The sequence below is a fragment of the Acinetobacter sp. YH12211 genome (assembly GCF_013418015.1).
GTDB classification, from domain to species: Bacteria; Pseudomonadota; Gammaproteobacteria; order Pseudomonadales; family Moraxellaceae; genus Acinetobacter; species Acinetobacter towneri.
Genome location: NZ_VPCW01000003.1, coordinates 154,865 through 168,218 on the forward strand (window position 1 = coordinate 154,865; position 13,354 = coordinate 168,218).

At 42.6% G+C, this 13,354-nt stretch carries 14 protein-coding genes; 3 read left to right on the forward strand and 11 right to left on the reverse strand.

The window, feature by feature from the left end; genetic code table 11:
- Window positions 1–165: 165 nt before the first annotated feature.
- From tuf to FTU98_RS02825, 5 genes are all read right to left on the reverse strand, one after another.
- On the reverse strand, window positions 166–1,356 hold the full coding sequence (tuf, locus tag FTU98_RS02805; protein ID WP_004975768.1) for an elongation factor Tu: 1,191 nt from the start codon (window positions 1,354–1,356) through the stop codon (window positions 166–168).
- Window positions 1,357–1,451: 95 nt separating this feature from the next.
- Window positions 1,452–3,587, reverse strand: a complete 2,136-nt coding sequence (gene fusA / locus FTU98_RS02810) for an elongation factor G (RefSeq protein WP_004975278.1) — start codon at window positions 3,585–3,587, stop codon at window positions 1,452–1,454.
- A 131-nt stretch (window positions 3,588–3,718) separates the two neighbouring features.
- Window positions 3,719–4,189: a 30S ribosomal protein S7 gene (gene rpsG / locus FTU98_RS02815; RefSeq protein ID WP_004975277.1), complete on the reverse strand. Its 471-nt coding sequence runs from the start codon at window positions 4,187–4,189 to the stop codon at window positions 3,719–3,721.
- Between the two features lie 191 nt (window positions 4,190–4,380).
- Window positions 4,381–4,755: a 30S ribosomal protein S12 gene (gene rpsL, locus FTU98_RS02820; protein WP_000246374.1), complete on the reverse strand. Its 375-nt coding sequence runs from the start codon at window positions 4,753–4,755 to the stop codon at window positions 4,381–4,383.
- Between the two features lie 139 nt (window positions 4,756–4,894).
- Window positions 4,895–6,403, reverse strand: a complete 1,509-nt coding sequence (locus tag FTU98_RS02825; RefSeq protein ID WP_167846213.1) for an EcsC family protein — start codon at window positions 6,401–6,403, stop codon at window positions 4,895–4,897.
- 284 nt (window positions 6,404–6,687) lie between these two features.
- Here FTU98_RS02825 and FTU98_RS02830 point away from each other — a divergent pair, with 284 nt between their 5' ends.
- Window positions 6,688–7,917, forward strand: coding sequence for a beta-ketoacyl synthase N-terminal-like domain-containing protein (locus FTU98_RS02830; RefSeq protein ID WP_004975268.1), 1,230 nt, complete (start codon window positions 6,688–6,690; stop codon window positions 7,915–7,917).
- A gap of 18 nt (window positions 7,918–7,935) precedes the next feature.
- A complete protein-coding gene (gene hemJ, locus FTU98_RS02835; protein WP_004975266.1) occupies window positions 7,936–8,388 on the forward strand; it encodes a protoporphyrinogen oxidase HemJ in 453 nt (150 codons plus the stop codon).
- 117 nt (window positions 8,389–8,505) lie between these two features.
- On the opposite strand, the gene FTU98_RS02840 is transcribed toward hemJ, so the two are convergent.
- Together FTU98_RS02840 and FTU98_RS02845 are read right to left on the reverse strand one after the other, a co-directional pair.
- Window positions 8,506–8,853, reverse strand: coding sequence for a hypothetical protein (locus tag FTU98_RS02840; RefSeq protein WP_004975264.1), 348 nt, complete (start codon window positions 8,851–8,853; stop codon window positions 8,506–8,508).
- Between the two features lie 106 nt (window positions 8,854–8,959).
- The gene (locus FTU98_RS02845; protein ID WP_019837216.1) at window positions 8,960–9,619 is read right to left on the reverse strand and encodes an HAD-IA family hydrolase; all 660 of its coding nucleotides are present in this window, start codon (window positions 9,617–9,619) and stop codon (window positions 8,960–8,962) included.
- Window positions 9,620–9,707: 88 nt separating this feature from the next.
- On the opposite strand from FTU98_RS02845, the gene FTU98_RS02850 reads away from it, so the two are divergent.
- Window positions 9,708–10,475, forward strand: a complete 768-nt coding sequence (locus FTU98_RS02850) for a hydroxymethylpyrimidine/phosphomethylpyrimidine kinase (RefSeq protein WP_167846215.1) — start codon at window positions 9,708–9,710, stop codon at window positions 10,473–10,475.
- A 63-nt stretch (window positions 10,476–10,538) separates the two neighbouring features.
- Here FTU98_RS02850 and FTU98_RS02855 read toward each other — a convergent pair whose 3' ends face one another.
- From FTU98_RS02855 to FTU98_RS02870, 4 genes are all read right to left on the reverse strand, one after another.
- Window positions 10,539–11,177 (reverse strand): nuclease-related domain-containing protein, encoded by a 639-nt coding sequence (locus FTU98_RS02855; RefSeq protein ID WP_167846216.1) that lies wholly within the window; start codon window positions 11,175–11,177, stop codon window positions 10,539–10,541.
- Window positions 11,178–11,228: 51 nt separating this feature from the next.
- Window positions 11,229–11,720 (reverse strand): methylated-DNA--[protein]-cysteine S-methyltransferase, encoded by a 492-nt coding sequence (locus FTU98_RS02860; protein ID WP_180050358.1) that lies wholly within the window; start codon window positions 11,718–11,720, stop codon window positions 11,229–11,231.
- A gap of 95 nt (window positions 11,721–11,815) precedes the next feature.
- On the reverse strand, window positions 11,816–12,133 hold the full coding sequence (gene sugE, locus FTU98_RS02865; protein WP_004975255.1) for a quaternary ammonium compound efflux SMR transporter SugE: 318 nt from the start codon (window positions 12,131–12,133) through the stop codon (window positions 11,816–11,818).
- A 146-nt stretch (window positions 12,134–12,279) separates the two neighbouring features.
- Complete coding sequence (locus FTU98_RS02870; protein ID WP_179994848.1) at window positions 12,280–13,341, reverse strand: cation transporter; 1,062 nt, start codon at window positions 13,339–13,341, stop codon at window positions 12,280–12,282.
- Between the last annotated feature and the right edge of the window lie 13 nt (window positions 13,342–13,354).

A 13,354-nucleotide genomic window follows, 5' to 3' on the forward strand; every position in this document is an offset into this window, starting at 1 on the left:
AAAGAATGTTCATAAAATGGTTTTAGATTGATTCAAGGTTTAAAGAACAGCTATTTCATCCATCAATACAGTAGGACAAGCTTTCATCCACCTGGAAACTAGCACACAAAATACAGCCATAAAAAAAGCGCCCCAAATGGAGCGCTTTTTCACACTATAAAGTGATTATGCTGTTACTTTAGCAACAACACCAGCACCTACAGTACGACCACCTTCACGGATCGCAAAACGTAGACCTGGGTCCATTGCGATTGGGTGGATTAATTCTACTGACATTTCAACGTTGTCACCTGGCATTACCATTTCAACGCCTTCTTTCAACTGGATTGCACCAGTTACGTCAGTTGTACGGAAATAGAATTGTGGACGGTAACCGTTAAGGAATGGAGTGTGACGACCACCCTCTTCTTTAGAAAGTACGTATACTTCCGCATCGAATTTAGTGTGTGGCTTGATTGTACCTGGCTTAGCAAGTACTTGACCACGTTGTACGTCTTCACGCTTAGTACCACGTAAAAGAACACCACAGTTCTCGCCCGCACGACCTTCGTCAAGAAGTTTACGGAACATTTCTACGCCAGTTACAGTTGTTTTAACTGTGTCTTTGATACCAACGATTTCAACTTCTTCGCCTACTTTCACGATACCAGTTTCTACACGGCCAGTTACTACTGTACCACGACCAGAAATAGAGAATACGTCTTCGATTGGCATTAAGAATGCTTGGTCGATTGCACGTACTGGCTCTGGGATGTAAGTATCAAGCGCTTCAACAAGAGCAACTACAGCATCTTCACCATATTGACCTGATTCACCGTTAAGTGCAGCAAGTGCTGAACCACGGATTACTGGAGTGTCGTCGCCTGGGAAGTCGTAAGTAGAAAGAAGTTCACGAACTTCCATTTCAACTAATTCAATTAACTCTTCGTCGTCTACGATATCGCATTTGTTTAAGAATACGATGATATAAGGTACACCTACCTGACGAGAAAGAAGGATGTGTTCACGAGTTTGTGGCATTGGACCATCAGTCGCTGAACAAACAAGGATCGCACCGTCCATCTGAGCAGCACCAGTGATCATGTTTTTAACATAGTCGGCGTGGCCTGGGCAGTCTACGTGCGCGTAGTGACGAGTTGGAGAATCGTATTCTACGTGAGAAGTATTAATTGTAATACCACGTGCTTTTTCTTCTGGTGCAGAGTCGATAGCAGCGTAATCTTTCGCTTCACCACCAAACTTACGTGCACATACTGTAGCAATCGCAGCTGTTAAAGTTGTTTTACCATGGTCAACGTGACCGATTGTGCCCACGTTAACGTGTGGCTTATTACGTTCGAACTTAGCCTTAGCCATGAGATCTTCCTTTTTAAAACAACTCATGGAGGATCACTCCATGAGCATTAGGTTTTTTAACTATGAATTAGTTTGCGCTTATAGTAATCGAAAGATTACTCGTCGTCACCTTTTTTACCACCAGACTGGAATTTAGCAATGATGCCATCTGCCACGTTACGTGGAGTTTCAGCATATTTAGCAAATTCCATAGAGTAAGTCGCACGACCTTGAGACATAGAACGCATGTGTGTTGCGTAACCAAACATCTCTGCAAGTGGAACTTCTGCACGAATTGCTTTAGTACCACCAGGTAAGTCGTCCATACCTTGAACCATACCACGACGACGGTTTAAGTCACCCATGATATCGCCCATGTAGTCTTCTGGAGTTTCTACTTCAACTTTCATGATTGGCTCAAGAAGAACAGGATCTGCTTTCATGAAACCGTCACGGAATGCGTAAGAACCCGCCATTTTGAACGATAATTCGTCAGAGTCGACATCGTGGTAAGAACCGTCGAATAATGTCGCTTTAATGCCTACAACTGGGTAACCAGCCAAGACACCATTCTTCATACGTTCTTGGATACCTTTGTCTACTGCACCGAAGAATTCTTTAGGTACTACACCACCTACAACTTCTTCAGCGAATTCGTAGTCTTTACCAGCTTCAGGATCAAGCGGCTCTAAACGTACGAATACGTGACCGAATTTACCTTTACCACCAGTTTGACGTACGAATTTACCTTCTTGCTCAATCGTCTTTTTGATCGTTTCGCGGTATGCAACCATTGGTTTACCAATGTTCGCTTCTACGTTGAATTCACGCTTCATACGGTCAACGATGATGTCAAGGTGAAGCTCGCCCATACCCGCAATGATCGTTTGACCAGATTCTTCGTCTGTACGAACGCGGAATGATGGATCTTCTTTCGCCAAGCGACCTAAAGCAACTGACATTTTTTCTTGGTCAGCTTTAGTTTTAGGTTCAACAGCCAATGCAATTACTGGCTCTGGGAATTCCATACGCTCTAGTGTAATTACGTGGTTTTCGTCACATAATGTATCACCAGTGGTTGTATCTTTAAGACCTACACACGCTGCGATGTCACCTGCACGAATTTCTTCGATGTCGTGACGGTCATTTGCGTGCATCTGTACGATACGACCAATACGCTCACGCTTCATTTTCACTGGGTTATAAACCGGGCTACCCGCTTTAAGAACACCAGAGTAAACACGTACGAACGTTAAGTTACCAACGAATTTGTCGTTCATGATTTTGAACGCTAACGCTGCGAAAGGTGCTTCGTCAGACGCTTCACGAGAACCTTCAGTTTCGTCTTTGTCGTCTAAGATACCTTTGATCGCTTCAACGTCAGTTGGTGCAGGTAAGAATTCAATTACTGCGTCCAACATACGTTGAACACCTTTGTTTTTGAATGCAGAACCACACATTGCAGGTTGAATTTCACCCGCTAATGTACGTTGACGTAAACCAGCAACGATTTCTTCTTTAGAAAGTTCGCCATTTTCTAGGTACTTGTCCATGAGTTCTTCTGATGCTTCTGCAGCAGCTTCAACCATGTTCGTACGCCATTCTTCAGCAGTTGCTTGAAGGTCAGCTGGAATCTCACCATATTCAAATTTCATACCTTGTGAAGCTTCATCCCAGATGATTGACTTCATTTCGATTAAGTCAACAACACCTGTGAATGTGTCTTCTGCGCCCACTGGAACAACGATAGGCACTGGGTTTGCACCCAAGCGAGTTTTCATTTGTTCAACAACGCGGAAGAAGTTTGCACCTGTACGGTCCATTTTGTTCACGAACGCTAAACGAGGTACTTTATATTTGTTTGCTTGACGCCATACAGTTTCAGACTGAGGTTGTACACCACCTACAGCACAGTAAACCATACATGCACCGTCAAGAACACGCATAGAACGCTCAACTTCAATTGTGAAGTCAACGTGTCCTGGGGTGTCAATTACGTTAATACGGTGTTGGTCAAACTGGTTACCCATACCTTTCCAGAAGCATGTTACAGCTGCTGAGGTAATAGTAATACCACGTTCTTGCTCTTGTTCCATCCAGTCAGTTGTTGCTGAACCTTCGTGAGTTTCACCAAGTTTGTGACTTTCACCTGTATAGAACAAAATACGTTCTGAAGTTGTTGTTTTACCCGCATCGATGTGCGCAGAGATACCAATGTTACGGTAACGAGAAATTGGGGTTTGACGTGCCATGATTTCTAGCATTCCTAAATTTTGTTGTTTAAAACAGGACGCTTTAAGCTGCCTAGCAACTTAAAGCGATTTGATGACAATTCAGTGACAACCGATTCATCACCCTCCTGATTAGGGCCTGTTTTATCCGCTTAGAAACGGTAGTGAGAGAAGGCTTTGTTGGCTTCAGCCATACGGTGCACATCTTCACGTTTTTTGATCGCTGCGCCTTTACCTTCAGATGCATCAAGCAACTCGCCAGCAAGACGTAACGCCATAGTTTTTTCAGAACGCTTAGCAGCAGCATCTACCAACCAACGCATCGCTAAAGCAGTACGACGGGATGGGCGTACTTCCATAGGAACTTGATAAGTAGCACCACCAACACGGCGTGCTTTTACTTCGACCATTGGACGAACTTTTTCAAGCGTAGCTTCAAAAAATTCAACTGGGTCTACTTTAGATTTTTCTTGAACGCGGTCTAAAGCACCGTAAACGATACTTTCAGCAATAGATTTTTTACCATCTTGCATTACGTGGTTCATGAATTTAGCGATTGTTTGGCTGCTGAATTTAGGATCCGGAAGGATTTCACGAGCAGCGACTACGCGACGTCTTGGCATTTTAAACTACCTATAAATATGACACTTCAGGGTGATCCAGCCGTAGCACAAAGTGTCGTGTGCATTTCGCTGGCCTTACTACACGTCGCTTGAATTTCACAAAATTAAATGCAGAAATCAGACAAGCGAGACGATAAAGGATTGCAGTTCTACGAACTAATCTACGAACTAAGAGTTTAATCTTTAGAAGATTATTTCTTAGGACGTTTAGCACCGTATTTAGAACGTGACTGGTTACGATCTTTCACGCCAGCACAGTCTAAAGAACCACGAACGGTATGGTAACGTACACCTGGTAAGTCTTTAACACGACCACCACGGATAAGAACAACACTGTGCTCTTGTAGGTTGTGACCTTCACCACCGATGTAGCTAGAAACTTCAAAACCTGAAGTTAAGCGAACACGGCAAACTTTACGCATTGCTGAGTTAGGTTTTTTAGGTGTAGTTGTGTAAACACGTGTACAAACACCACGACGTTGTGGACAAGCCTTCAACGCAGGAACTTTTGATTTTTCAACCAAAGTCGTACGACCCTTACGGATCAACTGATTTGTTGTTGCCATGTGGCAATTCTCCCGTTAATAAAAAGCCCCAAAAACATACTACTTTTTGAGGGCATGCAATTGTAAGCGAAGATAGAAAAATGGTCAATATTTCATAGGCAGTTAAAATACCAACCAAATTTCTACTTATCACTTGTTTTTATTCAGCTTTTGGCTTGCGAGCACTTGTACGAGTTCTCGGCTTTTTTGTAACCTGCTTTGCAGTTTCTTTGCTTGATGTTACTGGATTTTCCGAAACAGTTTCAGCCACTTGAGTTGAATCTTCCACTGGCTCCAAAGCATCTTCCAGCCTATATTCATCAATTTCTTCTGCAGGTACAGCAGGTTTTTGCGGTGCAACTTCAGCATGTGGCTCTAGCATTTGATCTGCCAATTCTTCTAGACCTTGCTGAATATTTTCATCGAGTTGTGCTGCAGTTGTTTCCACTTTGTTCGATTTTTTCTGCACTTTTACCGTTCTGATACTTTCATGGTCTGATACGGTTTGCAGCAAAGCATCTGACGGCGCAGATTCTGCTCTCTCTTGCCCCTCTACTAATGCATCTTGCTCTGCATGTTTGGCTTCATTGCCCTTCAACTGCTCTAAGAGTTTAGGCGCAGCCTGTGCCAGCAATTCCAACGATTTTTCATACGCATGAATGGCAGATAAATTGCTGTCTTTATGCTGAATTAAATAGCTACGGGCATTGGAAAATACTTGCTGTGCCTTGTGATGCACATCTTCCACTAATTTCCAGCTATATACCGCACTCACCGATGCGGTTGCTACAGGCGTGAGTTTATTCAACATGGAAAACTTAGGTACATGATTCAACCACGGCCATTTGACTTGACCTTGCTCATTTAAGAAGTATTTCTTTAATACCTCATAATCATTGCTTGAACCGAGCATATTTTGTAATTGATGCACATCATGAGTTTGCAGCATATTAGATAAGGTTTTTAGCCCCATCAACACTGCTTGCTTTTCTGCAATGACGCCTAAATCAATTTGTTTAAAAATAAACTGAACAATTTCTTGCTCAGTGTCTTTATTCAGTTCAAAACCGTAGGCACGCCCAACCTGATAAATGGTACGTAAAGACATCACAATAGATGCAGGCACATCAATGGTTGAACCGATTACTCCTGTTGCACCTGTCAATGCGCCTTGCAGTGATGCAATCCATTTATTTTGTTCTGCAAGTGCCTGACTAATTCGTTTAGAACGATCTACATCTTGAGTCAATTCTTCTAAATCGCGCACACCTGCTTGATCAAGCACATCATCAACAGAGCTAATATTGGAGGTAAAACTATTCAGCTGATCAAATAAATAATCTGAAATTTTGTCGGAAAAATCGGGCGACACAAAACTCGCTACCTGATTGACGCGATTATAGTGACGTCCTAAAAGCTGACGTGAAACTTGTGGCACATGCTGTCTGAGCATGTGTTGAGGATTGTCATACTGACGCGCTTGAAAAGCACTAAAACTACGTGCCTGACCTTCAATAATTTGCCCTGATTTTGCACTGTGCTCATCCTTCGCTACAGTACCCGGTGCAACTTGCTGCAATACATGGATGCCTGTACTGCTGAGCTTTTTAGCCACCCCAATCGCATTCGAGAAGAATCCGCTTGATTGTTTATTCTTGGAATCTGACATTCTTACTCCTCAATTTTAATTTCTATGATTTATGGGTAGATACTAGGTGTAGTCTAAGTTTATCTCAATATGATTGTGTATCTTTTGGTTGGCTTCCTGCATCTCATTTACCGCTTCGCTGCGGTTTGATCTTCCCTGCAAAGTGGCATCATATTTGCCATAAGAATTCAAAATTCTTTCTGCTATTATGAACGCAATTGTAAGACATGAGTCATACCGTATCAGCGATTGCTTGGCAGTCACGGTGTTCGGCTCAACATTATCACCATAAAAGGGATCTGTAGATGAAACGTGTTGTAATCACCGGCATGGGCATTAACTCGTGCATTGGTAATACTTTAGAAGCTGTGACTCATTCTTTACAAAACGGTATTTCTGGGACACGTTCCAACCCAACTTATGCTGAACTTAATTTCAAAAGCCACGTAAGTGCAGCAGCAGAACAAAACTTTAACCACATTGACCGTAAATTAAAACGCTTTATGGGCGTGTGTGCGATGTACGCTTACAACGCTGCAGTAGATGCCATTGAACATGCGGGCTTAAAGCAAGAAGATTTAGCAGGCAACCCACGTTACGGTATCGCGGGTGGTTCAGGCGGTAACTCAACTGCATCTGTTGCAGAAATGATTGAGCTACTTGAAGAAAAAGGCGCACGTAAAATTGGCCCGTTCTTCGTACCACGTAACATGTCGAACACCATTACGGCAAACTTGGGTGTTGCGTTCAAATTACAAGGTATCGCGCACTCAATTACCAGTGCATGCGCAACTTCTGCCGATGCAATTGGTTATGCCTACAACCTAATTCAATTGGGTAAACAAGATTTAATGCTTGCAGGTGGCGGTGAAGAAGATCACTGGTCACAAAGCTTATTGTTTGATGCGATGGGTGCTTTGTGTTCTAAATACAACGACACACCAGAAACAGCATCTCGTCCGTACTCTGCAGACCGTGATGGTTTCGTCATTGCAGGTGGTGGTGGTTTCGTGGTTCTTGAATCACTTGAACACGCACAAGCACGTGGTGCAAATATTTTAGCTGAAGTGGTTGCGTATGCTGCAAACTCTGACGGTGCAGACATGGTTGCACCAAGCGGTGAAGGTGCAACACGTTGTATCTTGATGGCTTTAGACGAAGCGAAACAACACGGTGTAGACGCAATTGACTATGTGAACACACATGGTACTTCTACTCCAGCAGGCGACGTGACTGAATTGAAAGCCATGGAACGTGCGTTTGGTGAAGGTAAAGTGCCTGCTCTTAGCTCAACGAAGTCAATGACTGGTCACAGCTTGGGTGCTGCAGGCGTTCAAGAAGCAATTTATTCTGTCTTGATGATGCAAAACGACTTCATTGCACCAAACATCAACGTCACTGAACTTGATGAAGGCGCGAAAGCATTTGATATCGTACTTGAAAAACGCGACACAAAATTGAATACTGTGATGAGTAACAGTTTTGGTTTTGGCGGTGTAAATGCCTGCCTTATTTTCAAGAAGTGGGATGAATAATCTCCTATAGGATAGTCGATGGATGCACCTTCTGATGCTTTTTTATGGGTAAAAGCATTACATATTATTGCCGTGGTTTGCTGGTTCGCTGCATTGTTCTACTTACCACGTTTATATGTTTACCATGCCATGAGTGAAGATACACTGAGCCATCAGCGTTTTGAAATCATGGAGCGCAAGTTGTACCGAGGGATTATGTGGCCGTCTATGATTGCCACCCTCATCACGGCACACTTTTTGGTAGATTGGGGCGATGCGACCCGCAATTACCACGATGCGTTATGGTTTTACCTGAAAGTAGCATTGGTCGGTTTATTGGTGATTTACCATTTGGTTTGTGGCTATTACCGCCAAAAACTGATTGGCAATGCGCATTATAAATCACACAAGTTCTGGCGATTCTTCAATGAAATGCCGACTGTGCTGCTATTAGCGATTGTAATTTTAGTCGTGGTAAAACCACAGTTCTAAAATTTGAAACGCCAAGTATCCTGACATCTCAACCTGATTCGGTTGTAAAAAAACCTCAGTGCAAAGAACTGAGGTTTTTTTATGGGTGACAACTAAAAACAGCACTTATGCTTTAATTCAACGTATTTGTGAGTAAGGCTGAAAGCCCAATGCCGCTGCTTGTTTCTGCTGAGATTGAGGAATCGTGACAATAGCAATTTTTCCATCTGCACCACCACAGACCTGTGCATACATCCGCCCATCTGAACCTACACTGGCCCGCTTCACCTGAATCTGTGCTTGCTGTAAACGCTGAACAATTTCCGTAAGGGTTAAACCTGAATCTGGCTCACACTGTCGATGTTGCAATGATGTGTACATTTCGACCTGCGCAGTAGGTGTTGTGGATGTAGCAGCATGATTGGCACATGCAGTCATCAGTATTGAAACCGCTACTACTGCAATAGATTGACTAAATATCTTCATCACATACCCTCTTTCAATATTAAAATTAAATATTCAAATTAAATATTGAAGCACGATCTTTGCAATAACACTGCGCTAGAAATGCAAACAGATGTAAGCATCTCGCTCATCCAGATAACTGTTCAAGCACCGACAAAATTTGCGCAAAACACTGAATTCTATGTTTTGGTGCAGCCAAGTCTAACTCCTGAGCCGAACCATAGCCGTATTCGACTGCAACACAATCGACTCCATTGGCTCGTGCACCTAAAATATCGTGTTCACGATCTCCAATCATTAAACATTGTTCAGGTTGCAATTGTTCTTGCTGCAAAATATAGGCAATTAAATCCGCTTTATTGGTACGCTCACCATTTAGTTCGCTACCGTAGGGATATTCAAAATATTGCAATAAATCGAAGTGATCTAAAATTTGGCGTGCATAAATTTCAGGTTTGGCTGTTGCTAAAAACAGTCGATAGCCTTGCTGTTTTAAATCTGCCAATGTTGCAGCAACATCTTCAAAGACATGATTTTCAAATAAGCCTGTTGCAGCAAAACGCTCTCGATAGCCTGCTAAGGCTTGCTCTGCCAATACGTCATGCACATCTACATGAAGTAATTTTGCCAAAGAGGCTTTTAAGGGCGGCCCGATAATCCAATCAATATTTTCCGTATCTGCAATAGGATGTCCAACCTTAGCCAAACCATAACGCGCAGAAGCGGTAATGCCCTCTTTCGGGTCGGTCAGCGTGCCATCTAAATCAATTAAAAGGTTCTTTATCACAATGTCAGCCTATGTGCCTAAATGACTATCGAGTGTTACTCCAAAGTTGCCTATACTAACGTAAATAGAAGCAATTAAGGATATGTGTGTGCGACCAACAGTACTATGTTTTTCTGGTTTAGACCCTTCGGGTGGCGCTGGTTTACAGGCTGATATTGAAGCCGTTGGCAATAGCGGTGCACATGCAGCGATTGCCTGCACAGCACTGACCATTCAAAACTCTCAGCAAGTATTTGGCTTTAAAGCAACGTCTAAAGAATTGTTATTGGCGCAAGCCAATGCGGTGGTGAATGATTTGCCCATTAAAGTTGTAAAGTCGGGCATGTTGGGCACCACTGACAATATTGCAGCGCTGGCAGATTTTTTACGTGCACATCCTGATTATTTATATGTGCTTGACCCTGTTTTGGTTGCCAATAGTGGTGGTTCTTTAGGTAATCAAGCGACTTTGGTTCAGGCATTTGTCGAGTTGATTCCACTGGCGACTTTAATCACGCCAAATACTGTGGAATTACGTGCCTTAACGGGTGAAGATGATTTAGAACGCGCAACAGCTAAATTATTTGCAATGGGCGCGCAGGCCGTTTTGGTCAAAGGTGGGCATGAAGATACCCCTGATCATATTCGTAATGCACTGTATATTAACAATGAAATGGTTTCAGAAACCCGCTGTCCACGGCTTGAAGGTGAATATCACGGTTCAGGCTGTTCATTGGCGAGCTTTATTGCAGGGCGCTTGGCAATGGGAGATCAACTGAAACAAGCGGTACAACATGCTGAAACTTGGTTGTTTGGTGTGCTTAAATATGCGGAAACGCCTGTACCGAACGGACAGAAAATTCCGAAAAGGTTTTAGTGCTTATCGTTCAACTCCTTCAAACCCTGATCACCTTGTATCAGGGTTTTTCATTGCAACTTTTTAACGTTCGTGCCGTTGTTTCAAATTTTCGACATGTTGACGATTGGTTTTCCAAGACTTATCAAGTAGTTCTTTTTCAATTCTCAGCTGAATACGTTTCAGTTTCATCGGTGAAATGACTTCTTGCCGAAAACCTTTGACATACTCAACCCATGCACTGCCTTTAAAAACATTGTTGGGCAAAGAGGTCTTAAACTCACAGTCTGGCATAAATACAATCACAGAATGCAGATATTCAGGCTCGACAATATCGCTCAATACTGATTCCAAAACTTTTATATGCTTATAGTTCTGATAGACAGGATTTTGAAACTTGTAGGTCTTTTTATAAATTTTTTGTGTCCATACTTTTTGGCGTTCTCCACCAAAAATCCAGCCTTTATAGTTTTTTGTTTCAATCACAAAAACCCCAAAAGGACTCAATAAAATATGATCTATTTGAGTTGTTCCTGCGAACTCATCAGGCAAAGTTACATCATTCAACAAGATATAACGTTCATCTAAATACAACTTCACATGCGTACTTACTGCGAGTTCCCCCACCTTTCCCTTTAGAAAAGGTTTGAAAATTTTGATCAGCCCTACACCTGCAACAAGCAGAATAAGCCACCAAAACTGCAACAATAATGTTTTTAACATTTCCCCTGCTCTATTTTATTTTGATCAAAATTGTTGTTGAATCTCAGTCATTTAAACTTTTGAAGTTGAAGATTCTAACTTTAACAAAATCGCTTTATTATCCAACCCGCCTGCAAAGCCCACCAATTTTCCACTTGCACCCACCACCCGATGACACGGTGCAATAATCGAAATTGGATTTTTGCCATTTGCCGCCCCTACGGCACGCATCGCATTCTCACTACCAACTTGTTCGGCAATTTGCTTATAACTACGAGTTTCCCCAAAAGGAATGCTTAATAACGCCTGCCAGACTTTCTTCTGAAATTCAGTGCCTTCAAAATCAAGAGGCACATCAAATTGCTGACGCTGACCTGCAAAATACTCTTGGAGTTGCTGCTGAGTTTTGAGAAAAATTGGATGATCATCTTGTCGAACTAAACTGGCTAAACGTACCCGTTTATGATCTTCGTTATCCCACATTACCGCAACCAATGCGTGATCGTGAGCCACCAATTTAAGCACGCCTACAGGAGTGTCCATTTCAGTAAATGCCAATTGCATTATTTTTCTCCTCAAGCAGGTTGGGTATCAGGTCATCCTGTTTTTAACTCAAACCGATCTGTTATTGAGTACACACTAAAAGACTGCATTCCAAGTTAGCTGGATGAAATTTTCATAAGCACCAAACCTGAAATAATCAGAACTGCAGCCAACATACGCATAGCACTGGCAGGTTCGCCTAAAACAAAAATACCGACTAAAAATGAACCGACTGCGCCTATACCTGTCCAAATCGTATAAGCCGTGCCTAATGGCAAAGTACGCATGGCATAGGCCAAAAGCGCAAAACTTAAAATCATAAAAAAGATAGTCACGATACTGGGCGTTAATTTACTAAAGCCGTCAGACAACTTCATGGAGTATGCCCAAACCACTTCAAAAATACCCGCCAATATCAACATCATCCAGGCCATAACGCCCTCCTTCAATAGCATGAAATCAGGCCGTCCTGAAGATTTTTCTTGTCGAGTGTTCAGTCACTTTGACTATTTCTAAAAACCCAAACAAGGGAGGTCGTTCCTCCTGTTGCAATTTAAGCCACCGCGCAGCGATGATCCGTCTATTTTAAACTTAAAATTTTGCGCGCACCATTCAATACAAACATGGCCACAACTAAGCCAATAATCAGGTCTGGATAATTCGACCCTGTCAGCATCACCAAACCGCCCGCGATAATCACACCTAAATTCACAATCACATCATTGGCGGAAAAAATATAACTGGCTTGCATGTGGGTTCCACCATCTTTATGCCCTGAAATTAGCCATAAACAGGTGACGTTTGCCAGCAATGCCACAGCACCAATGACCATCATCAACATGGATTCAGGCTCACTGCCTAAGAAGAAACGGCGCAGGACATCAAAGATAACCAGTGCAACCAAACCCAGTTGTACCCAACCAGACAAATGTGCAGCTTTGAGCTGTTTCTTGGCGGATTGACCCACGACAAATAAAGCCAAACCATACACGGCGGCATCGGCAAACATATCTAAGGAGTCAGCAATTAACCCAGTCGAAGATGCAATTAAACCTGCAATTAATTCCACCAAAAACATAGCGGCATTAATACCAAGCAAGGCATATAGCACTTTTTGTTGTGCAGCGCTGTTAGATACAGGCAGTTCAGTTTGTGTATTGGCTTCAGTCTGTTGCAACACAGCACCCAAACCCAATGCTTCTAATTTATGGGTAATTTCTGTGGCAGATTGGTTGCTGTGATAAACCTTTAAAAGTCGTGCAGGTGAATCAAAAGACAAGGCTGCAATATCATTATGATCTGCCAAAGCAATCCGCACCATTTGTTCTTCTGCGCCACAATCCATTTTAGGAATATGGTATGCACTCACCCACGGACTCAAAAGTTCCGAATCCAAAATTGTTGCTTTATCTGTCTTGGCAGTCGTTGCAGATGTACAGCTATTTTGATCAGCACAGCTTTTTTCTGTATCGCAAGACGAACCACAGCCTGTATCGCCACATGACTTGGAGTGTGTAGGCGCAGTTGCACAAGGCTGGTTTACATTTTTTTGCGTATCACAACCACAGCCAGTATTGTTTAGATTTTGGTTTTCTAAGTTTTTATCTTGATTCGATTGAGGATCTTGAGTTGATGAAGACATACGCCACACCCAA